The organism is Paenibacillus sp. B1-35 (genome assembly GCF_050474385.1).
Taxonomy (GTDB): Bacteria; Bacillota; Bacilli; order Paenibacillales; family Paenibacillaceae; genus Paenibacillus_B; species Paenibacillus_B alvei.
On record NZ_JBCHVJ010000001.1, the window covers coordinates 619621 to 643882 of the forward strand.

Annotated in this window: 10 protein-coding genes; 6 read left to right on the forward strand and 4 right to left on the reverse strand. The window is 47.5% G+C overall.

Annotated elements, in window-relative coordinates; genetic code table 11:
- Positions 1 to 104: 104 nt before the first annotated feature.
- The gene (locus ACQ5BJ_RS02770) at positions 105 to 2018 is read right to left on the reverse strand and encodes an N-acetylmuramoyl-L-alanine amidase (protein ID WP_430108337.1); all 1914 of its coding nucleotides are present in this window, start codon (positions 2016 to 2018) and stop codon (positions 105 to 107) included.
- A gap of 364 nt (positions 2019 to 2382) precedes the next feature.
- Between ACQ5BJ_RS02770 and ACQ5BJ_RS02775 the strand changes: the two genes are divergently transcribed.
- The 4 genes from ACQ5BJ_RS02775 to ACQ5BJ_RS02790 all read left to right on the forward strand — a co-directional run bounded on the left by ACQ5BJ_RS02775 (position 2383) and on the right by ACQ5BJ_RS02790 (position 5255).
- Positions 2383 to 2766 carry a GntR family transcriptional regulator gene (locus ACQ5BJ_RS02775; protein ID WP_430109417.1) on the forward strand — a complete coding sequence of 128 codons (384 nt, stop codon included), beginning with the start codon at positions 2383 to 2385 and terminating at the stop codon, positions 2764 to 2766.
- Positions 2763 to 3629: an ABC transporter ATP-binding protein gene (locus tag ACQ5BJ_RS02780; protein ID WP_430108339.1), complete on the forward strand. Its 867-nt coding sequence runs from the start codon at positions 2763 to 2765 to the stop codon at positions 3627 to 3629. The genes ACQ5BJ_RS02775 and ACQ5BJ_RS02780 overlap by 4 nt, the downstream gene beginning before the upstream one ends.
- Entirely contained in the window at positions 3622 to 4248 is a 627-nt protein-coding gene (locus ACQ5BJ_RS02785; protein ID WP_430108342.1) for an ABC-2 transporter permease, read from the forward strand. The genes ACQ5BJ_RS02780 and ACQ5BJ_RS02785 overlap by 8 nt, the downstream gene beginning before the upstream one ends.
- A 107-nt stretch (positions 4249 to 4355) precedes the next feature.
- A complete protein-coding gene (locus tag ACQ5BJ_RS02790) occupies positions 4356 to 5255 on the forward strand; it encodes a CPBP family intramembrane glutamic endopeptidase (RefSeq protein ID WP_430108345.1) in 900 nt (299 codons plus the stop codon).
- Positions 5256 to 5369: 114 nt separating this feature from the next.
- Here the strand turns inward: ACQ5BJ_RS02790 and ACQ5BJ_RS02795 are convergent, their stop codons facing one another.
- From ACQ5BJ_RS02795 to ACQ5BJ_RS02805, 3 genes are all read right to left on the reverse strand, one after another.
- Positions 5370 to 6509 carry a hypothetical protein gene (locus ACQ5BJ_RS02795; protein WP_430108347.1) on the reverse strand — a complete coding sequence of 380 codons (1140 nt, stop codon included), beginning with the start codon at positions 6507 to 6509 and terminating at the stop codon, positions 5370 to 5372.
- 382 nt (positions 6510 to 6891) lie between these two features.
- On the reverse strand, positions 6892 to 12342 hold the full coding sequence (locus tag ACQ5BJ_RS02800; protein ID WP_430108350.1) for an amino acid adenylation domain-containing protein: 5451 nt from the start codon (positions 12340 to 12342) through the stop codon (positions 6892 to 6894).
- Positions 12339 to 22247, reverse strand: coding sequence for an amino acid adenylation domain-containing protein (locus ACQ5BJ_RS02805; protein WP_430108353.1), 9909 nt, complete (start codon positions 22245 to 22247; stop codon positions 12339 to 12341). The genes ACQ5BJ_RS02800 and ACQ5BJ_RS02805 overlap by 4 nt, the downstream gene beginning before the upstream one ends.
- A gap of 321 nt (positions 22248 to 22568) precedes the next feature.
- On the opposite strand from ACQ5BJ_RS02805, the gene ACQ5BJ_RS02810 reads away from it, so the two are divergent.
- Both ACQ5BJ_RS02810 and ACQ5BJ_RS02815 read left to right on the forward strand, forming a co-directional pair.
- The gene (locus ACQ5BJ_RS02810; protein ID WP_430108356.1) at positions 22569 to 23252 is read left to right on the forward strand and encodes a response regulator transcription factor; all 684 of its coding nucleotides are present in this window, start codon (positions 22569 to 22571) and stop codon (positions 23250 to 23252) included.
- Positions 23253 to 24254 carry a sensor histidine kinase gene (locus ACQ5BJ_RS02815; RefSeq protein WP_005550786.1) on the forward strand — a complete coding sequence of 334 codons (1002 nt, stop codon included), beginning with the start codon at positions 23253 to 23255 and terminating at the stop codon, positions 24252 to 24254.
- Positions 24255 to 24262: the final 8 nt, after the last annotated feature.

Genomic DNA, 24262 nt, shown 5'->3' on the forward strand with positions numbered 1-24262 from the left:
TAAAGGGTTTCCCCAGAATCTAATTCTATGTAAATGATAAGAATCTGGGGAACTATTTGTTTTACCACATGAAATAAGTTATATGATTTCGATTATTCTTCTTATCATTCCGCACTCGCAACCTTCTCGACATCAGAAGCTTTCACGAAGGCGAAGCGGTGGTTGAAATAGATTCGGTAGAACATTTCTTTGCCTTTAATGTGCTTATTGGTTGCATAAGGGTCTTTCGTGAATACTGGGGCGTCGTAATAATCGCCATTGACCTTTTCAACGGCAACATAGGACTGCCCCTGGGCAATCGAGTATTGCAGTGGTGCCAGCTCATTCGGCTTCATATCAGCAGCATAAGCCGCTGCTTCCGGGTAGGCCGCACCATAGACCGGAATAGAAGCCGCGCCTGCTTTTGGAGTGATTAGCTCTCCTATGCCCGCAACTGCATTGTTTCCTGACGGGTTATAGAACCATGCCTTCTGTCCGCCGTACCAGATTGCAGTCCAATTTCCAAGCTCGCCTGCGAGCGAGAAGGTTTGCCCTGTCGTTGCTTTAGCGCCTATGCTGAGTCCGTCTTTCTTGTCTTGAACGGCAAGGGCAGGGTCATCAAGGAGATCAGCGTCAAATTTAGGCTCCTTGTATAAATAAACGAAGTTCGTCGGCTGAAGAGGCGCATCCTTGACTAATGGCAAATTACTCTTAAAATTAGGCTTGATTGTCACGATGTCCTTGAGGCGATGCACGGTGCCGAGCGGTGCTCCAACCAGCTCCATGTAGTGCTCCCAATCCCAGAATGGGCCAGGATCCTGATGCATTGCCGCTGTTCGCTTCGGAGTAAGCCCCGGTATTTCATTGTGACCAATAATATGAGCGCGATCAAGCGGAATATCATATTTTTCGCCTAAATAATGAACGAGTGCGGCAGAAGAACGGTACAGCCTTTCAGTAAACCAGGTCGCTCCTTCCATCGCATATCCTTCATGCTCGATGCCAATGGAATGCATATTGAAGTAGTAGTTGCCAGCATGCCATGGGACGTCTTTGTTATTGACCATTTGTGTAACATCGCCATCGAAGGAACGAACAACATAATGGGCGGCAACACTCTTTTTGGGATTTGCAAATATACCAATTGTATCGCGGTACGTTTCTTCGGTGTCATGAATGACAATATATCGGATATCAGGTCCGAATTTAGGACGATCTGCTAGATCATAGTTGGAATAGTCTGACGAGTCAATCCCGTTCTGCTGATAGGCTGCAGGAATAGATCTGCATGGAAGAAGGCGAGGGCAGTCCGCATTTTTCGTTATCGTTGAACGCAGGTGCAGGGTTTGAATCGTTTCAACGTTGGGCTTGACATTTCTGGCTGGCATCCGAAGCGATTGTCCTTCTGGCGTCTTTCGCGAAAGCCCTTGCTGAATCGAATGGTAGACTTGATCCGCAAAATCCTGAGCGTAATACAACTCTTGTGAGCCGCTGTATTTGGCAATAGCACCATACCAATCGGAATCCGATACAGGCAGTTTGCCTGCGATGTCCTTCGCATACTTCGCCAGCAGAGCAGCTCCGCCTCGAATGTTCTCTACAGGATCCTTCTTTAGAAAGATTGGATTTATTTTTAGGAGTTGGGCTGCTTCAGGGAGAGTATGATGGCTCGAATCGTCTATCGATTCTAGTGTACTCCCTTGGTCAGCGGTTCGATTCTGTTCTTCTGGCTGCTGTTTCGATACATCAGTCAAATGCATAATGCCGAACCCACCCGATGTGCTTGGCTCGCCATTATGATGCTCCCACCGCGTAAGGTTATAGGAGACTGACATCAAAATTTCCACCGGTACACCGAATTCCTTAGCCGCAGATTCGAAGGCTTGTTGCAGCGAATTCGACATGTCTTGCTCCGCATAGACAGAAGGTACAGCACTGAAAGGAACAGGTAGTGCAGGCGTGAATCCTGCGGTCGCCAACGAGGCGACAGCGAGTGTAAGCGACAGCTTTCTCCATTGGATTGTGTGAAGTAGTTTCAATTAATTCCCTCCCATAACATAATCATCATAAAACTGTGACACCGCTTTCAAAAAACGATGGGCATCCACATATCGGTTTTCCTTCTATATCACCACCATTCCATATATAGGGATTGGTAACTATTATATTGTCTTTCAATTAAAATTTTCAATATATTTTTAATTCGCGAAATATTTGACTCCGATGTCTTCAGTGATATCGTATCTCATACTAATCCGTTACACGGAGGCAGAAGTCAAGTAGATTGATAGTGTGCATAGTATATATATACACTAAATACTATATTGACACCAATTGAAATAATGTATATATTGTATATGCACACTAGATATTATAAAGACAAGAGCATTGAGGTGAGAAATCCTGAAAATTATTATTTCCAACGCATCAAACGATCCGATTTACATCCAAATATTGAACCAAATCAGGCAAAGCATTCTGAGCGGAGAGCTACGTGCAGGGGACAGTCTTCCTTCCATTCGGCAGCTGGCCAAGGATTTGCAAGTCAGCGTTATCACAACCAAGCGTGTATATGAAGAGCTGGAGAAGGAGAAGTTAATCGACTCAGTTGTAGGCAAAGGGTCTTTCGTATCAGGGGCCAATAAAGACTTCATTCGGGAGCAGCGTATGAAACAATTAGAAGAAAAAATGATAGAGATCATTCGTGAAAGCAAGGAATTAAGCATGAGCCAACAAGAAGTAATTGATCATATAAAGCTATTGTTCGAGGAGGAACACACACCATGAATGCAATCGAGATACGTAATTTATCGAAATCATACCCTCATTTCACCGTTGATCAGATATCTTTGGATGTGAAACAGGGCTACATTACCGGTCTGATTGGTCCCAATGGTGTAGGGAAGAGCACCTTGATCAAGATGATGCTTGGCATGATTCGACCTGATGCCGGAAGCGTAAAGATACTCGGCTGTGGGATGCCTGGGCAAGAAATAGAAATCAAGCAGCGCATCGGCATCGTGTCGGATGATTGCTTCTATTACGAACACCTTACGATTCATGACATGAAGAAAATGATTGCACCTTTTTATAAAAAATGGAACGAACAGAAGTTTAACAGCTATCTAGAGCAGTTCGAGCTGTCCCCGAAAAAGAAGATTGAACAGTTATCCAAGGGGATGAAGGTGAAGTTTTCCCTAGCTGTTGCGTTATCGCATGATGCCGAACTCCTCATCATGGATGAGCCAACCTCTGGACTTGATCCTATTTTCCGCAGAGAGATGCTCGATCTGCTTGCAGAGATGATGCAGAATGAGAGAAATTCGGTTATTTTCTCCACCCACATCACAACCGATCTGGATCGGATTGCCGACTACATTGCTTTCATTAATCGAGGAAAACTCGTATTTAATGAAACGAAAGATACGGTATTCGAGAGATACGCCATTGTAAAAGGCGACCTAGAGCTTCTTGATTCCGATATTCGCAATAAATTTATCGGGATTCGCGAGACATCTGTCGGCTTTGAAGGATTAGTAGATAACAGAACGGAGGCCGAGCATTTATTCGGAAATTATGCCCTACTAGATAAGCCAACCTTAGAAGACATCATGTATTTCACGGCCAAGGGAGGATGTGTACATGCTTAACTTGCTTCGGAAAGATTTCATCGCTTTGAAAAGCTCACTGTGGACAACTCTCATGTATCTTGTTGTATTCAGTGTTGTTTTTATACCAAAGCATTCATCATCAATCCACCTCGTGGGTATCTATACGGCTTTCGGTACACTCAGTCTCGCTACGATGATCGACATCAAAAACCATAACCATAATTTCCTGGTTACATTGCCGGTTAGCCGCAAGCAAATCATCAAAGCGAAATACATTACGGCCATTATATGTACACTTTTTGGAGTTATTGCTTCTTATAGCATTCATTCGCTTGTTCAAATGACATACCCAGGGCTTAACAAGCCTGACTTAACGGTCATGGATATACTAGGACCAGCTGCCATCGTAATTGCCATGACTGCTATTTATTTGCCGCTTTTTTACTCGCTAAGCAAAAAAGGAACGTCTATTATCAATGGTGTTTTCTTCTTAATCCTAATCTTTATAGCGCAGCCGACAGCATTGATGATGAATATGATCCACGAGAACGGTTTACAAAGTAATCCAACACTATACCTTATTCTGACCGGCATCTTTCTGTTGTTCATTGCTTCCTACTTCTTAACTGCAGCGATGTTCACGAGAAAAGACTTATAAGAGACTTTGCTGTTACTTTACTCCCATCCGCACTAATGGGTGCGATAAAGGACGTCTTTTCAAGAAAATAAATCTACTCCTGTTCGAAATGAAAGGACTGAAACGTAATGCACGCGAGAGAAAATCAAACTAGGAAATGGTTGGGTTTGTTGCTCGCCGGATGGGCAACAGTAGTTGCTGCTCTGTTTCTAGCTTCATCTTCCGGTGATGTTACTTTACAGTTGTTCGGTCCATCAATGCATGCCCAATATGTGGTAAAGGGTCTTGTAATGAGCGGGCTTGTTGTTCCTATTATTTTGTATTTATATCAGTATGTCTATCGGATGACTGGTATGAAACCCCAGACGCCGGTATATGCCTGGAGAAGGGGATATCACTTTATAACTGGAGGTCTCTTGGCAATTGCATTGGCTGCATTGAGTCTTATTATTGCCAGTGCTCAAGGGTGGATTGTCTTTGAAAAATGGCAGGCCCCCGATCAGTGGTTTGTTGCGCTGCTCATTAATGCATTATATGCATTTTTATATGAAGCTTTGCCAGAAGAACTAGGGCTGCGAGGGTTCCTTTATGATGTTTTGCGTCATCGATTCCCAGCTTGGCTGTCCGTATTATTTCAAACCTTACTATTTGTGTCTGTTACGACAGCGGTTGCCTTAATTCAAGCGTTCGTTGGGCTTGCACCAGGTGTATCGCTTGACATCTTTTACATCGTAATCATTTTTTGTTTTGGAATAGGCTTGCAGTTGCTCCGTTTATGGACCGGAAGTCTCTGGGCGTCAATTGGTTTTCACCTTACATACTTAGAAATTATGCGATTTGTCTTTCTCCCGGATGCATATCGCGTACCACCAATCTTAACCTACCAAGAATCAGAACCTGGACTCGGCGCTCTATTCGCTATCGCCACGCTGCAATTCGGGAGCATTATCATATCGCTCGTTATACTAAGTACGATTCATATCATACGGAAAAAGCATATCACTCGAACAGGTGAATTGAGCAAATGAAATTTATGATATGTATAGATCTGATCCGCTTACACGATTATTTAGTATTCAAATCAAATGGTTAGATTGCATATACAAAAATCATACAGTTAAAGAGAGCGAACTACGCTCTCTTCATTTTTTTCTGGGACTTACATTCCTTATTTTCCAAGGTGAAAAAACGGATTCCCTTGCAAATTCAAATCGAATGGCAACGCCTTTTTCTGACAAGTTCTTCTTTTTTATGAGAACAGGTAGTTCTAATACTGCAGTTAATAGATCCCTGTTGTCTGTATCGGGAGCTTCTTTTCTTTTCATCATCCGATATGTCGCTCCGCTCTCCATCTCCTGTAGAAAGTAGTTTACCGTTTCAGAACTCGCACCTTCAGACACTGCTGTAAGGAGGTTAAAATCACGTTGAGACAATGCTTCAATAAATACTTCCGAGAGCATCTCGGGCGACAAGCTATGTAAAAAATCCTCTATTTTTCCAGCGGCCGTGTAAACCATCACCTGATGCAATAAGTCTGGATGAATGGATCGATGCGTACTGCTGCCTAAAAAATGTACGCAGAAGTGTCCGGAAAACCCATTATCTGGAATCCCGTCGCCGCCATGAGGCATCCCATTCATAGAAGCAGCAATTTTCCTATTGTCATCTGTAACGACTACTATTGCTTTCCGATTCCAGCTCCAATGATCATCATACACCTGCTTCATTGTCTTCGTGTCCTCTTTGGTTAGCGGCTGCACATCGGCATGCCTGCTTCCCGCACGACGCTGGACACGAAATTTCAATCCTTTCTCCATATCAATAATCGAGAACATGCTTTTTCTCGGAAGGAGTGCTTTCGCTTCATTCCAAGGGATGATCGTCCCATAATGACGTTCTCTTAATGAATCAGCATGTGCCAGTAACTGCTTCGTTGCTTTGGGAGTAAGAATAAGACGTGTTGATTCAGCTTCATTCCATAGGACACCAGATCGCTCCATACGGAAATTTCTTGTCCTATTATTTTCTGTGATCGTTACATAAATGTCGGAGTATATAGGGCGATGTTCTGTTTTTTCTTCCATGCTATCCTGCCATAAACGAATGGCTTCCTTACTTTTCAAAACCATTTTATGTTCATATGTTGCGGAGGGGCTTGTCCTTACACTTATGATCATTTCTGTAGATGGCGCCTTGTAGTCAGCACGGACGATCATGCTGCTATCCGAAAAATAGGTAAGGAGGAGAAGCAATATCATGGAGCGGGTCACGATTGAGATCATTTTCAAGCCTCCAAATAACTGATGTTTGTGAAAATTAATCTTTCTGGATCTTCATCCTGAATAACTAGAAATTGGATGATGCATGTGTAGAATTCTTCTTATTTAGGATTTTTATTCAACCATCCTTTATATACAGTAGCACGGCGTATATTTTAATAAAAAAATGATAAACTGAGCGATCACATATACACCTCAGCCAATTCAATACTATTGAAAAGTTCAACAAGGGCGTGAAGTACCTACAGTAAATTAAAAAAGTCGATTCCTTATCATCGGGCCGGAAACGACTTTTCCTTTCTTCCACTGTTATAGGCGATAAACCAACGGGATACAAAGGGGAGTCTGCTGAAAAAATTTCAGCAGACTCCACATGTTCCACCATTCATGTTTTGCTTGCGTAAATAGTTTCGGTATTGACGCATTCGATTTCTTTTCTAATTGTCGACAATAACTGCTCTGGATGAGCGTGCAAGAAAAAGTGTCCTCCCGGGAGCAGCTTGCATGAAAAATCGGCGTTGGTCAAGATCCGCCAGGATGCCAACGATTGTTTGGACAGAAATTCGTCGTCTTGTCCGCCTAATGCAACGATGGGACAAGGTACGGTGCCTCGTGTATATTCATAAGTTTCGCAAACCGAAAAGTCGGCCCTCAGGGAAGGGGACAAAAGATCCAGCAACTCCTCGTCATCAATCAGCTCTTCTGGCATTCCCCCGTTCAGACGAAGTCGCTTTCGGAATTCTTCCTCGGTCAAATCATGAATGGGCGATACCGGACTTTGTACAAACGGAGCATTCAATCCCGCGACAATAAGCTTGAGCGGAGGACGATTCAAACTCCTCGATAATAAGATCGACAATTCATATGCCAATAAGGCTCCCATACTGTAACCAAACAGAATATACGGTTTATCCAATAAAGGCCTCATCGCATGCGAGACTGCTTCCAACAGCGACGGCATGCTTGTGTGGGCAGGTTCGCGCAGTCTCGCGCCTCTGCCCGGATACTGAACTGCACAAACCTCAGCGAATGCTGGCACATATTCATGCCATGATCGGAAAATGGACGCGTTTCCTCCAGCATAAGGCAAACAAAACAGCCTTATTGCGGCTTGCGGATTCTCTTTTTTGCGAACGAACCATTTGCTACTTGTATCAAACGCGCTTGCATCGTTCATCTTCAGCTCGTTTACAGATGTATGGCATTTTGATTGCTGGCATAATTCAATCAAGGTTCGAAGCTCTCCTTCGAACCTTCGAGCTAGATTTTCGATCGTTTGCTTATGGTGGACATTTTCACTGTAGGACAAGCTTATGTGCAGGCAGCCTGACGTCACCATTGCCGCCACGTCAATATAGTGAACCCGTTCGGAATCTGGCGCAATATCCTGTCCTGCCGTATCCGCTACCAGCGTGAATAAAGCTTCCTCTCTCTTGCTCCATTCAACATTGAATTGCCCCAAATAATTAAAGCTTATCATTGGTCGTGGAAGCTTGCGAAGCTGATTCGAAATACCGTCATTTTCGGTCATATAGCGCAGTAAGCCATAGCCGATTCCGCGATGAGAAATTCGATGAAGCCGCTCCTTTACCGCCTGAATATCCGCGTTTATATCTGCGCTTTCTTTCACTTCGAGCATGAATGGATACATGTTCGTAAACCAACCTACTGTACGCGAGATATCAATGTCCGTGACTAATTCTTCTCTACCATGCCCCTCCATATGGATAAACAACTTTCTTTCTCCCGACCATCCCGAGACAGCGCGGCCGAGCGCAGCCAACAAAATAGCGTCAATTTGCGCGCCGAATGCTGATGGAGCCTCCTGCAACAGAATCCGTGTTTCATCAGAAGACAAATTTGATACCGCAACTGCCATAGATGCTGTCGTATTTGCTCCGTCTGGGCAATCAAGCGGAATTAGGGGAAGGGGGGAGTTGACTTGATGTAACCAGTATTCCAGCTCTGCCCGCAGTTGATCCGTGTCGGCAAGAGCTGCAAGGCTGCGTGCCCAATCTTGATATGAAGCGGTTTTCGCCGGCAAGGATACGGATTCGCCGGCTATTAATTGCTGACAGCTCGTGCATAAATCATCAAGCAAAATGCGCCATGAAACGCCATCTATCGCCAGATGATGGATAATCAATGCCAGCTTTCCCGCCTGTCCGGCGCCACAGTCAAAATAGATGGCCCGCAGCAGCATGCCTTCGCTTAAATCGAAGCCGGTTTGAGCCTCTGAAATCGCGGCTGAAAAAGCATCTGCCTGTAGGCTCGCAGGCTGATTGCGAAGATCGATGCGCTTCAGAGGCGATACGTCCGTAAAAGCGGCATATGCCTGTTCCCAACCCGATCGGCCCATCGTAAATCGGAGGCGCAGCGCATCATGGTGAGCCACTACATGGGCGAGCGCTCTCTGCAGGACTTTATAGCTTATTTGGGAATTTACGGACAAAATCAGGGACTGATTGAAATGCTCGGGAACGGACATCTCCTCGAATAACCAGCGCTGAATCGGAGTAAGCGGCAGCGAGCCCGCCACTTCTCGCTGCCCGCAATCGCGCGGATCGGGCGACTTCAGTGCTTCCAATACGGGAGCCAGCTCCGCGATCGATTGATATTGAAAAAGATATTTAGGCCTCATTTCGAGTCCCACTTGACGTACTTTGCCTGCAATTTGAGTGCTTAAAATGGAGTCGCCGCCCAAACTGAAATAATTATCATGGATGCTGATGGGTTCAATACCGAGCACCTGCGACCAAATGTCAGCCAACTTTTTTTCGGTCCGCGTTCGGGGAGGTACATATTCCTCTTTGTCTGTGAAATTCGGCGACGGCAACGCATTGCGATCCACTTTGCCATTAGGCGTCATAGGGAGAGCCTCCATAACGACGAAAGCCGCAGGAACCATATATTTTGGAAGCCGGGTCTGCACATGCAGCCGAAGCTCGTTTAAATCCAATCCGTGAGTGGTATTGGCTGACGGGATCACGTACGCAATCAGCCGTTTTTCCTCTGGTTGATGCTCCTTTACCGCAACGATCGCCTGCTCAACGGCTGGGTGGAGCGTAAGTGCCGCCTCGATTTCGCCAGGTTCAATGCGATATCCTCTTATTTTTATCTGATCGTCGGCGCGTCCCATAAATTCAATCGAGCCGTCTGGCAAAAAACGGGCAAGATCGCCAGTTCGATACATTCGTTCCCCTGGAAGAGAAGGAGCGTACCCGAACTGCTCGGCCGTAAGTTCGGGCCTTCGCAGATAACCGCGGGCCAGACCGTGGCCTGCAATGTATAATTCGCCGACAACGCCGACAGGAACGGGATGGTGCTGCCGATCCAACAAATAAATTCTCATATTTGCGATCGGGCGGCCAATAGTCGGTGCTGTAAGCTCCGCGGAAGACCTGGATTTTGCAGGCACTTGGCATGATGTGGCGACAACGGTTCCTTCGCTTGGTCCGTAATGATTGAACAGGAGAAACGGCAAAGTTTCTGGCGGAAAATAACGCAGTCTATCCCCCCCGGTAAGCATACATCGCAGCGAGCACGCGTCAGGCCAGTTCAAAGAGACAACCGCCTCAGCGAGCGGCGTGGGCAAAAAGCTGACGGTAATGCGCTCATTCACGAGCCAGTCACGGAGGCGATCCGGATCCAAGCGGGTTTCCTCGTCCGGAATATGAATAGAGGCGCCGCTGGCCAAATAGGGCCACAGCTCCCAGACGGAAGCGTCAAAAGCGGGACCGGCCAGCATTGTCGCCCGATCGCTGCTGGATATGCGATACGCGCTCTGATGCCAAGACACTAAATTAAGCAAGCTGCGATGTTCGATTTCGACTCCCTTAGGGCGACCCGTCGAACCGGAAGTGTAAACGACATAGGCCAAATTGCCGGGTGCAGCACCGCTGTCGGGAGCCAATTCATCGTCATCTTGCGGAATGATGCCGAATCCGTCCAACAGAAGAACGGTCATATTCGTGTGCCGAACCCGAACCCGCTCTGCATGCCGCTCTTGAGTCAACAGTACATGAATTTGGGCATCTTCGATCATATAAGCGATCCGTTCGTCAGGGTAAGCCGGATCGATTGGTACATAGGCCCCGCCGGATTTCAATATTGCGAGCAATCCGATCATTTGCTCGGCTGAACGGTCGGCCAACAATCCTACCAGTACTTCCGGACCAATGCCCAGCCGCTGCAGATGGCGGGCCATCCGGTTCGCGCGAATGTTGACATCCCGATAGGTGAACTGCTCGGCGCCGGATGTCACCGCAATCGCATTCGGGAATAAGGAAGCTTGTTTCTCTACAATTTCATGGATGCACATATCGCTCGCATAAGCGGCTTCTGTCCGATTCCATGTCGATAACAGAAGCTGCCGCTCGCATTCGCCCATAATCTCCAGGCTGCTTACGGACAAGTCGGGATTGAGCACGATGCTTTCCAATAGATGTTGAAAATGCTCCAGCATCCTCTCTATGGTCTGCGAATCAAAAAGATCCGTGTTGTACTCCAGTTCGGCAGTGAGTCCTTGATCCCTGATATGGCTTATCGTCAAGGAGAGATCATATTTCGATGTCTTATCGACGATCGGAAATAGCTTTATCTGCAGCCCGTCCGATTGCACCATATGCTGAAACGAATCGTCATTCATCGCGAACATAACTTGGAATAACGGACTATGGCTCGTTTCGCGATCGGGTTGCAGCGCATGCACCAGTTGATCGAAGGGAAGATCCTGATGCTCATATGCGCCCAGCACCTGTTTCTTAGTTTGTTGCATCAGTTCGCGGAATGTCGGGTTACTGGAAAGATCGCTTCTGATTACGAGCGTATTTACGAAAAAGCCAATCATTCCTTCTATTTCCGACATTCCGCGATTGGCTATTGGAGTGCCGATGCAAAAGTCGTGCTGTCCCGAATAGCGATAAAGCAAAGCTTGAAAAGCTGCCAACAATGTCATAAACAATGTTGAGCCCTCCCGACGGCTCAATTGCAGGAGCGGCTGCACTACGGCTTCCGATATGCACAATTTAGCGGCATCGCCCCGGAACGTTTGCATAGCGGATCGGGGACGATCCGTGGGCAGCTCTAATGCCGAAGGAGCATGATGCAGGGTCTTCAACCAATATTGCAATTGCTTATCCAATTCTTCTTCCGTCAACCAATTGCGCTGCCAAATCGCATAATCCGCATACTGGAAGGGAATCTCGGGCAGAGGAGACGTCTTTCCCTGCGAGTAGCAGGAATAAAGCGTTAGCAGTTCCCGTTGAAATACACCCAGTGACCAACCGTCGAACACGATGTGATGGAAGGCAAACAGGAGAAAATTCTCCCATTTGCCGGCTTTGATGAGCAAGCCCCGGCACGGAGGCCCGTGCTCCAAGTCGAACGGCCTGAAAGCCTCCTCATCGATCATGCGGCGAGCTTCCCGGTATTTGTCCACGGCTCGGTCATCTGCATACAGATCGCATTCTCTCATTGGTTGAACGGCGTCGATCGGTTCAATGATTTGTACCGGTGCATTTTCCATCGCTGCAAAGCGCGTTCTCAACGATTCGTGGCGGCGGATGACTTCGATCCATGCCCGCTGTAAGGCCGGTATGTCCAACTCTCCGATAAATTCGAACGCTAACGGAATATGATAATGATTCATGCCCGGTTCAAGCTGATAAAGCAGCCATAATCTTTGTTGAGCAAATGACATAACGGATCCCGCCAGGTTCCTTGACTGCGGTTTTATGGGCGGTTTACGAGGTGTTTTGTCCTTGGCGAGCCGGTCTGCCAACACTCTTTGCTGCTCGGGAGTCAACGAGGCTAAACGATCCCGCAAATCTGTCATACCCAAGCATCCTCCTTATGAGGCAGTTCACGCATAACAGCTTCCCGTTCTTCTTCGGGCAAGTTTTCCAGCTCAGTCAGCAGTTCGGACAGGAGAACCGGATTCAAATCCATCCCCGTTATTCCCATGTCTTCAAGCTTGGAGGTTAACCCAGCAACAGTAGGCAAATCGAACAGGGCATACAAAGGGAGCTCTGTCTGGAATACTTCCCGAATGCGGGAGAGAAGTCGGGTAGCGAGCAAAGAGTGGCCTCCAAGCTCGAAAAAGTTATCTTCCACTCCCACTTCTTTTATTCCAAGCACTTCTTCCCAGATCGCGGCCATTTTCATTTCAGCCGGATTGCGCGGCGCCACATAGGTCGGCTGCAGATCCGTTCTTTCGTAACCAGGCTGCGGAAGCGAATCGCGATCGATTTTACCGTTATGGGTAAGAGGCATTGATTGCAGCCTCATAAAGAGAGAAGGGATCATGAAAGCAGGCAGCCTGCTTTCAAGGTGCTCCCGCAGCGCTGGCACGATATCGCCCGATTGATCCGTTTCTACATAAGCAATCAGCCGCTTGTCTCCATGCGGATCATCGACCGCAATAACGACAGCTTCCCTTACGGAAGGGTGTACCTTCAGAGCTGCTTCGATTTCTCCAGATTCGATGCGAAATCCTCGTATTTTTACCTGATCATCCGCACGCCCCAGATATTCGAGTTCACCATTATGGCGTATGCGTGCCAGATCGCCGCTTTTGTACATGCGCGCATCAGGATCATTGGAAAACGGATCGAGAACGAAGCGCTCCCTATTCAATTCTGCCCGGTTCAAATACCCTGTAGCGACTCCAGCTCCCCCTACGTACATTTCGCCAGGCACGCCCGGAGGTACAGGCTGCATATGGCGGTTAAGCACGTACACCTTCATGTCCGGAAGCGGAATTCCGATTAAGCTTCCCGTGTCTGGCCCGATATCATCGGCTGTAATTCGGCGGTAGGTAACATGTACCGTCGTTTCCGTGATGCCGTACATATTGATAAATTGGGGTGAACGATCGCCGTGACGAGCGAACCAAGGCTTTAATGATTGTAAATCCAGCGCTTCTCCGCCAAAAATAATATAACGCAGGCTTAATTTGGACGAGTCTTGCGAATCCTCGTATTGAGCGAATGGCCGAAATGCCGACGGTGTCTGGTTGAGGATGGTAACCTTGTGCTGTTCCAGCAAGTGATATAAGGCAGCCGGCGAGCGGCTCGTCAGATGCGGCACGACCACCAACCGTCCGCCGAAGAACCAGGCGCCCCACATTTCCCAAACCGAAAAGTCAAAAGCATAGGAGTGAAACAAGGTCCAAACATCCTCTTCATGAAAACCGAAATAGGGTTCGGTGGACGTAAACAATCGAACGACGTTCTCATGCGAAATCATTACGCCCTTTGGCTTCCCGGTGGAACCAGAGGTGTAAATCACGTAAGCAAGACTGGTGGAAGACAGTTCCGCTTTCAAATCTTCGCCGGATAATTTTTCTATCGTTTTCCGCTCTTCATCCAGGCACACCGTTGCGAGGCCATGCTGCGGCAAGGAGCGCAATAGATGAGACTGGGTAAGGAGAACGGCCGGCGCTGCGTCTTCCATCATAAAGTGGATGCGTTCCGCAGGGTATGCGGGGTCAATTGGCACATAAGCGGCGCCCGCTTTGAGCACGCCGAGGATGCCAACGAGCATGTCCAGAGAACGCTCGACTAATATTGCTGCCAGCACGCCAGGCCCTGCACCGAGCGTACGCAAATGACGCGCGAGCCGATTGGCCCTTTCATTTAATTCTCCGTAGGTTAGCTGCTGTTGATCATATACGGCGGCAACAGCATTGGGCCTATGCCGAGCCTGGGTCTCGAACACTTCATGCAGGCAGCGATGATCGCGCGGAAGCTCCGACGGTTCTCCGCCAAAAAGCAACTGTTCCCGATCTGCTTCGTTAAGGAGAGGAACCAGCGCGATTGGCGCATTTTCGGTGGACGGTTCAATAATGGCTTGCAATATATTTTCGTAATAGGTTAAAAAACGTTCGATCGTATCTTTTTGGAACAGATTCGGATCATACGTCAGATCCAAAAGAATATTTCGGTTGAATTCCATGACGTTGAGACTGAGTTCATATTTCGATGCCGTAATGGGAGTAGGGATGATATCGACGACAATATCGCCAGCCTCCGAGATATTGACTCTTCGTTCATAGTTAAAAACGACTTCAAGAGGTGCTAGCCGATGAGAGGCATCGGGATTCCGGAATACGCTGCTGAATGAAAATTCGCCGTGCTCCTGGGCCTCCAAAATTGAAGCCTTCACCTGACTTAGCAAACGCGCAAAATCAGAATGTTCATCCAATTCGATGGATATCGGCAATAATGTGATGGCATATCCAACATAGCTGGATCCGCCAGACAGAGCTCGCTGGGCATAAGGTACCCCAACGGTCAGATCCGTTTGATTTGTCAAACGATTGAGAAGCAAAGCAAAGGCGCTTAAAAACGTTACGAAAGGAGTGACCTTGTTGCGCTGCGAAAAGCGGTTCAGCCGATCGGCAAGCGCATGATCGACCATATGCCGGACAATGGCGCCACTATAGCTTTTTTTATGCGGCCGCCTTCTATCAAGCGGCAAATCCAAGGGCGCTTTGCTGCCTATTTTGTTCAACCAATACAGGTTATTGGCTCGACGCTCCTCGCTGCATTCCAACTCTTTTTTCCATGCCAAGTAACTTCTTAATTGTAAAGGCTCAGACAAATGAACGAGCTTGCCTTTCAACAATGAGGAATAGGCGGCGAACATTTCTTCAAGAATAATGCCAATAGAGTATCCGTCCACGATGACGTGACTTGCGGTAAATACGAAATAATGCCATTCGGGCGTCAATTTTAGCAGCGTGCAGCGATACATGCTTTCCGATGCAAATAGGCGCTCCGTGTCATCGCGAATCCAATCTATTGCAGCAGATTCTGGGCTCGAATCCGTTTCGGAACTCAGATCCAGTACCGGCATATCGACCCGAATTCTCTCCCGAATTGGCAACATATTACCTTGATGATCGAATGTTACCCGCAAGGAATCATGTCGCGCCACGACCCTGTTCAGTGCCTCTATCAACAGAGAATGGCGGAGCGGGCCTTTAAGGGAAAGTACCACGGTTTCATTGCATGCGAGGGCTGCCTGATCGCCTAGCTGCGAAAGCACCCATAACTCCCTCTGATCCTCGGAAACGGGGATGAGTTCCTTACCGGAGGCATGCTGCCCAGTTGGAATACAGGCGCCAGGAAACATTTGGGCGTCAATAAGCTCCGTCATCGTATCCTTGATAATCCGGATTAACTTTCGGATGTCTTCGTCGGAATGCTCCGTCGACAGGAAGCAGTTGCGTCCTTCCCAGATATAAACGCCCTTATCCAGCAAGCCATAGAAAAACAAATCCATGTTCACTTGATAGACGAACCGGAAAAGGGAGCCGAAGTGAACCATTTTCATGGGAATATTCGCGGATTCGAAAAAATCGTTCAACTCGCGCACCAAGTAGGCTGTCTTATCATTGACGTTCTCTTGTAATTCCGGGCCGGATTCCAGCAGATGATGCAGAACGGCATACGTACAAGCCATCGTAATGGGATGCTTGCAGAACGTGCCCGCGATTAAGGTTGTTTCGGCTTGCGGGAAAGAGCGGTCACCAAAATTCCATTGCCCTCCGTCCACGGCATCCAAAAACTTCGCACTGCCGGCCACTACTCCAATATGCATGCCTCCGCCAAGGATTTTGCCGTACACGCACATATCCGGTCGAATCCCCGATATGCCCTGGAACCCAGCAAGATGAACTCTGAAGCCGGTAATCACTTCATCAAATATCAGCGCCGTATTACTGCTCCGCGTGATTTCGCGAAGCTCTTCCAAAAACGCTATGGGCACGACGTCAGGACGACGGCTTTGAACAGGCTCGACCAGTACTGCTGCCAGCTCGCCGGACATGGATCGGATAATCTCCAGCGATTTCGGATTATTATATTCAAGAATCATGACGTCTTCCGCAATCCCGGCAGGAACGCCTGGCGCCATAGGCGAAGCTCCGTTAGATCCGGGACGATTGAACATGCTGGCCAGTACGCCGTCATACGTGCCGTGATACGATCCCGCGAACATGGCGATCTTATTTCTGCCAGTTACGGCGCGCGCAAGCCTGAGGGAAGCCATTACCGCTTCCGTCCCGGTATTGCAAAAGGTGCATCTGTTCATACCGGTAATCTGGTGAATGAGCTCGGCTACTTCTCCCGCGATCCCGGATTGCGGCCCTAGTGCATATCCGTTTTGGAGCTCGCCCTTAATAGCATCATCGATAAACTCGGGAGCGTGACCGAAAAAATTTACCCCGAAGCCCATTGTTAAATCGATATATTCATTTCCGTCCATATCCCAAAAACGCGAACCTTTCGCGTGATCGACAACCGGCAAATAATGAACTTCTTTTGTGGAAAACCTGAATCCCGATGCACCGCGATAATCAGCGAACACGGGGCGATGCTTGGCTATCCACGCTTTCGATTTTTTTGTTTTATCGGCCAATCGCGCCACAAGCTCTCTGGCATACTGTTCTTGCATGCCCGTTACGCTTTCTTCTTTCTGATCCTGCCATCTTTGAAAGGGAACCCAGGCTTTTTCAGAGATTGCCGGCAGTGAAGGTGTGGCTGGGGATTCTGGCAAGATTCCCGGCGTGCTTGGATGAACAGTCGATGTACTTGGATAAACAGTCGTTCCATTTAGCGGTTGATTCTGGATGAAGGATAATTGATGTTGAATGATGCGCTCCATGGAGGCCAGTTGTTCGCTCATTAACCCAAGTAGCCCCGTTTCATTGTGCATCGAATTGGAAAGCGCCGGGGACGGCGAATCGACGGCAGTCGAAATAGAGAGTGTCGGAGATGGCAAATCAATGGCTGTCGGGCTCGTCAACTGTTCGCTCAGCGCTGGCGGCGCTTCGTCCGGCATAACCGATTCGATGGCTGCGCATAGCTTGGAAATACTCGTGATTTCGGTGAAAAAATCGCGCGCTGAAAAGGTTACTCCATATTTATTTTTTACCCTTTGAATCACTTCCATCAGAATGAGCGAGTCGGCGCCCATTTCCAATAAAGGCAGATTCTCATCGATTCTTGCAACGTCTTGATTCAACAGCTCAGCAAATATTCCCTTGATCTCCATAACAATAGCAGTTCCGATTTTGCTTTCTGGGGTTGTTTTCACCAACTCTTCCTCCTTTGGCGATTTCGGATTCATATGACCGCCTAGCCAGCAATTTGAATAATCAAATGGATAATTCGGCAATTGCGCACATTCATGAGCGTCCAACGGGTAGAGCGCCTCAAATTGGACTTGACCGCCAGCGACATACAGATTGCCTACAGCTTCGAGCAGGGCAAATTCATCATCCCTTCCTTTTAAGAGAGAAGGAATCCATTTACAAACGCCATGATTGAATTCCCGCTGTCCAATCCGGGACAGTATGGCATTTGCACCGATTTCCAGAAAGATATTGCACCCGTCATTTACCAATGTATATAAAGCGTCTTTGAACCGAACAGCTTCCCGCGTATGCCTGATCCAATACTCGGCGGTGATTGACCCGATAAATTCGCCAGTTACGTTAGAGACAAGTGGGATTTGGGGAGAATTACATTTCAATCCTTTTATGAGATCGTAATAGTCTTGCAGCATTGGCTCGACTAATCGTGAATGAAATCCATAGTTCACCTCAACAGGTACGGTATGGACGCCTGCTCGTTGCAGGTGATCTGTTGCTTCGGCCACATGATTCGGCGCACCTGCAATGACAAAGTTATTACTGTTATTAATGGCGGAGATTTCAACGTTCGGATGGGCGCGAAGCACGCTTTCCAACTCCTCCGTATCTCCCATGACTGCCGCCATTGCTCCAGGATCGCACTTCTGCGCCATGAGCTTTCCTCGCTCGGCAACTATAGCCAAAGCATCATCAAGAGAAAATACCCCTGCAATGCATGCCGCCACATATTCGCCCACGCTGTGTCCGACAACCGCGGCTGGTTCGATTCCAAGCGATAGCCATACTTGTGCTAAAGAGTACTCGATCGCGAAAAGAGCGCACTGCGTATAGTCTGTGCGATGTAGAAGGGCTGCCGCAGATTTATTTTCTATATCATAAATGACATCCAGTATAGAGTAATCCAAACGATCCTTTACTAAATCGGCGCATCGATTCATGTTCAAGCGAAACACATCTGAGCTTTCATACAAGCCGCGGGCCATGTTTGCATATTGACTCCCTTGTCCCGTAAACATGAAGACGATTTTCGGAGAATGGACAAGGCTTCCTGCAATGCCGTCGACCTCGCGAACGGAGAAGCTCCGGACTTTCTCTTGTATCTCTTTTCGTGTGCCGCCAACAAATGAAGCTCTGTGCAGGAATGCTGTTCGGCGTGTATTGGCCGTTCCGCAGATAGTGTTTAATTGCTCCGAGGATGCATGCTGTAAATAGGAATCGTATGTGGAAGCAAGTCTACCCAGTCCTTTAAGAGTAGGGGATGATAATGTCAACAGATGCGCTCTCGATTTCATGGCATTGTCAGGTCGCTTATCGGCACGGGCAGGCGCCTCTTGCACAATAATGTGTGCATTCGTACCGCCAAATCCGAACGAGCTGACCCCGGCCGCTTTTACAGGCTTGATCCAGCTTTCCGTTTCAACAGGGATGCGGAGGCGGGAATGATCGAGACTAATGTATCGATTTAGCTTGGTCATGTGTAAATGGGCAGGAATTTCGCCGTGCTGAATCGCCAGCACCGTTTTGATCAGTCCGGCAATGCCGGCAGCAGCTTCAAGATGTCCGATATTCGTTTTGACGGAACCGAGGTAGCAGACGTCGCCGCTGTACCCGGCAGACGGACAACCATAAATCTCTTTAATTGCTTCTGCTTCGATGGGATCGCCCAGAGGGGTACCGGTGCCATGAGCCTCTACATAGCCGATGTCCGCAGGTTTCATCTGTGCCTGCTCGATTGCTTTGCGTATCACTTGTCTTTGTGCAATTCCGTTAGGCGCGGTTAAGCCGTTGCTGCGTCCGTCTTGATTAACGGCCGTTCCTTTAATGACAGCGTCAATCCGGTCTCCGGCTGCAATCGCGTCCCTCAAACGCTTTAAGATAACGACCCCGCAGCCTTCTCCGCGGACATAACCATTGGCCCTGTCGTCGAACGTCTTGCATGTCCCGTCCTCTGACAGCATTTTAGCTTCCTGCAATCCTTCCGTGATGCTAGCGGAAAGCAATAGGTTTACCCCTCCGGCAACAGCCGCATCGCATTCCCCGTTCAGCAGGCTTTGGCATGCATAATGAATGGCTACTAATGAGGACGAGCAAGCAGAATCGATACACATGCTCGGACCCTGGAAATCATAAAAATACGAAATCCGATTGGCGATTATGCTCAACGCTCCGCCCGACACATGATACGGCTCTTTCGCATTCGTATCGCTTGGCTTTGGCAGATAGAGATAATCGGTGGAACTGGCCCCTATAAATACGCCTGTTGCCCCGCCCTTGAGATGAGCCGGATTGATGTTGGCATTTTCGAATGCTTTCCATGTCACCTCCAGCAACAGCCGTTGTTGGGGATCCATGCATGCCGCCTCTCTTGGGGAGATGGCGAAGAATTCACTGTCGAATAGTTCGATGCCCTCTAGAAATCCTCCGAACATGCGAAATTCGGGATTTATGCCGCACAACGTTTTCCTTTTGTCGCTCATGTCGGAAATCGCGCTTTTTCCGCCCTTCAAGAGCTCCCAATATGCCGCGATACCGTCCGCCCCAGGAAATTTCCCTTCCATGCCGACGATAGCGATTGAATCCTCGATCGATCCGCGATCCGCATCTGGCTCTTGGACGGAAGGCTCGCTTGCGATCGTGTCTAAGTATTGTGCAAGCTTATTCGGCGTCGGATAGTCCCAGATCAAGGCAGGGGACAGTGCCATGTTTAACCGATCGGCAACATGATCGATCATTCTGACGGCTTCTAACGAATCCAGGCCGAATCTGACAAAAGATTCATGTTCGCTCAGGTTGGTCTTGGCATTGCAATGATGATGCAAATAAGCCATGATCAGCTCCAGGCATGAAGATTTTCGCTCTGTCGAAGCAGGGGCAGGGCTCCTGCGGTTGTTTCCCTCCACCTGTGAAGCGGCATAATTCTGGGCCAATTTGTACCTCTGCACTTTACCGCTTGTCGTTTTCGGCATTTGCCGAATCGGTATTACCCGCGCGATTTTCCAGCCTCCACGCTGAAATAAATGGTCTTCCAGACTTTCGGACAACGAGTCGAAGTGCGTATCTTTTTTTTTGCTGACGACAAATACGACGATATCATCCTCGCCTCTATCTTTGTTGTATATGCCGCAGGCGGCGATTTTCCCTAATTCCACGCCCGCGACTTCTTCTGCTGTCCGTTCAATATCATGCGGATAAATATTCTGGCCGTTCACGATAATCATATCTTTGTAACGTCCGGTAATAACCAGCCTTCCATCTACGGAAAAGCCTAAATCTCCCGTTCTGACCCATTGATCCGCCGTGAACATGTCAGCAGTCGTTTCCCGGTTATTGTAATAACCGGCAGTTACATTTTTCCCTTGTATTTGAATATGGCCGATTACCTTATCTGGTAGAATGCGATCATGATCATCGCAAATTCGGATTGCACAGTCATCAACTGCATGTCCAACCTCGACAAAGGTAAGTGTTTGTTCAGAGGCTTTCTCCGATATGGCAATCTCTTGACCAATGTTCAACAAGCTGCGATCCAGGTGGATAGGCGCAAATTCAGTGTCGCCATCTGATATGGAGACGGCAACCGTTGCCTCGGCCAGACCGTAAGCCGGCCTCATGCTTGTCCGCTGCAATCCGTACGGCGCCATCTGATCCAAAAACTCATTGCACAGCTCTGACGAAATGGGTTCAGCGCCATTTAAAATAATTCTCAGTCTAGATAAATCCCACTCGGCGGCAATCTCGGGCTTGAACATTTTCAGAAAGTATTTGTATCCGAAATTAGGGGAAGAAGTGATGGTAATGTTGTGGTCATTGATTTTTTTGAACCAAAGCGTCGGTCTTCGTATAAACACGGATGTAGGCATAATACATTGATTTACGCCTTTGATGAGCGGGGTGATATGGAAGACGATTAGGCCCAGGTCGTGAGTTAACGGCATCCATGACAAAAATGAGTCGTCATCCCTTGTCCCGAACCGGTTATTGATCGCTCGCGTGTTGATGTATACATTTTCATGGGTCACAACGACTCCTTTTGGATTGCCCGTCGATCCGGAAGAGAACTGAATAAAGGCGATCGAACGGGACGAGCCTTGATGAATCGTTCCGTGAGCGGGGAGGGAGCCCCTCAACGTTTCCAGATACACGGTCTTATCGGCTATCATGTCCATGTCACGCAATCTTTGTCCGTTACCTGCGGCGTGCGTGCGCAATCTTTCCACAACAGGCGAAGAAGCCGCTAGATAGGGGTTTTGGAGTGTATCCCAGATTTTAAAAAACTTGTTTTTATGTTCCGCATTGCTGCCGACCGAAACAGGTACGGCAATGATTCCGCCGAGTATGCAGGCCCAGAACAAAAAAATAAAGTGCTCCGATTCGTCGTCGTTCAATTGAAATACAAGCTCGTCGCCGGCACGGATACCGTGAGCTTGCAAGGTATGCAAATACATAAGGGCATTATCAAAGATTTGCTTGTAACTGTAAAACCGTTCTTGCCGATCTCCTGTAATGAGCGTGACTCCATGTACATGGTTCTCGCGGACGTCTCTTACTGCCTGAATTAGCGCAGATTTGGATTCGTTCATTGAATATCCTCCTTTGTGAAAGTAAAAGGGACTTTTGCGACGACGGAAATCTTTCTTTTTCAGTAAATTGAATGTAAACCATGAAATGGTTATCATCATTTACAACCCTTATTCTAGTTTATGATACAAAAAATGTATATCAATGATTATGTCGTAATTTGAATTTTTATGTCAAAATAAACATAAATTTTTCTTAAGCATAATATTAATCTTGCTAATTAAGCATGAAACCTCTTCCCATCAGAAAATGATAGAGTATATAATGTCGTCGACAACAAGATGAAAGAATGAATTTAATCATAGAGTAAGGATGATCGATTAATGAAAATATTAATTGTGGAAGATGATAAAACGATCGCGACTGGACTGGAATACTCACTGCAGCAGGATCATTTTGATACCGCTTTGTGCCATGATGTCGCATCGGCTAAGAAAATGCTTCGTGAAGACATTGATCAATTTGCGTTATGCCTGTTTGATTTGTCGCTTCCAGACGGAAGCGGATATGAACTGTGTAAAATGGTGAAGGAGCGGCAAGATATTCCGGTTATCTTCTTAACTGCAATTGACGATGAAGTCAATGTCGTCATGGGGCTGGATATAGGAGCCGATGATTATATTACGAAGCCTTTTCGAGTTCGCGAGCTACTGTCACGGATCAAGTCTGTGTTGCGGAGATACCATAAACCATCCAATGCAAAAACAATCATTGATATCGGAAATGTACGCATCAATACGCTGGAAGGCAAAGTGTACAAAGAGCGGGCTGAAATCCTATTGACCGCATTAGAATACCGGTTGTTACTGATCTTTGCCAATCATATCGGGCAGGTTCTTACGAGAAATCAGCTTTTGGAGCAGATTTGGGATGTGGCAGGCGAATTCGTGAACGATAATACGCTTACCGTGTATATCAAGAGACTGCGGGAAAAGCTGGAGGATGAGCCGCAGCAACCGACGTTGATTAAAACGGTCCGCGGATTCGGCTACAAGGTTGGTGATTAGATGCTCCGCAATCGAGAAATACAACTCCTATTGGCAGTCATGGGCACAATCAGCGCAGCAGCGATCGCTGCCGCCGCTTTTTTATCGCCTGCTTCATTAGCACTTGTTGTCATCCATTCACTTCTGCTGATGGGAAGCTGCTTGGTATTTACAAGATGGAGATACCGCGAGCTTGAGAAGCTTTCTGTCTATTTGCGCGAAATCAGCAGCGGCAATGATTCGCTCGACGTACGCGATAACCAAGAAGGCGAGCTCAGCATTTTAAAAAACGACATATACAAAGTGACACTTATGCTATCCGAGCAGCGATCGCTGCTGCAGCGAGACAAAATGCAATTGACGGACGCCATTTCAGATATTTCGCATCAGCTCAAAACGCCGCTTACCTCTATGACGGTAATGGCGGATTTGTTAAGCAGCGCTGATCTGCCGCCAGTCAAAAGAATGGAATTCACCCACAATATTCGGATTCAGTTGGAACGGATTGATTGGCTTGTATCGTCACTTTTAAAGCTATCAAAAATTGATGCCAAAACAATTCTGTTCAAAAAAGAGCCAATATTGGTCAAACAACTGATCCAGAAGGCGTTAGAACCCGTCCTGATTCCGATGGATATTAAGGAACAGACGGTTACGATCAACGGAGATGACAACGTCTCATTTATTGGTGATTTCAATTGGACATGTGAAGCGGTCATTAATATTTTGAAAAATGGAGTCGAGCATACGCAGGAAGGCGGAGCAATCGCCATTTCATTTACAGAAAATGCGCTATTCACGGAAATTATCATTGCCGATAACGGCAAGGGCATCCCGAAAGAAGATTTGCCGTACATTTTTAAACGGTTTTATAGAGGGAAGCATGCAGGAGAGGGGAGTATCGGCATCGGTCTAGCTATGGCTCATAGTATTATCGCAAGCCAGAGCGGAGTGATCGATGTGATGAGCGACGGTAAAAACGGTACTGCGTTTCGGATTAAAATTTATAAGCAGGTCATTTAACCGAAAGT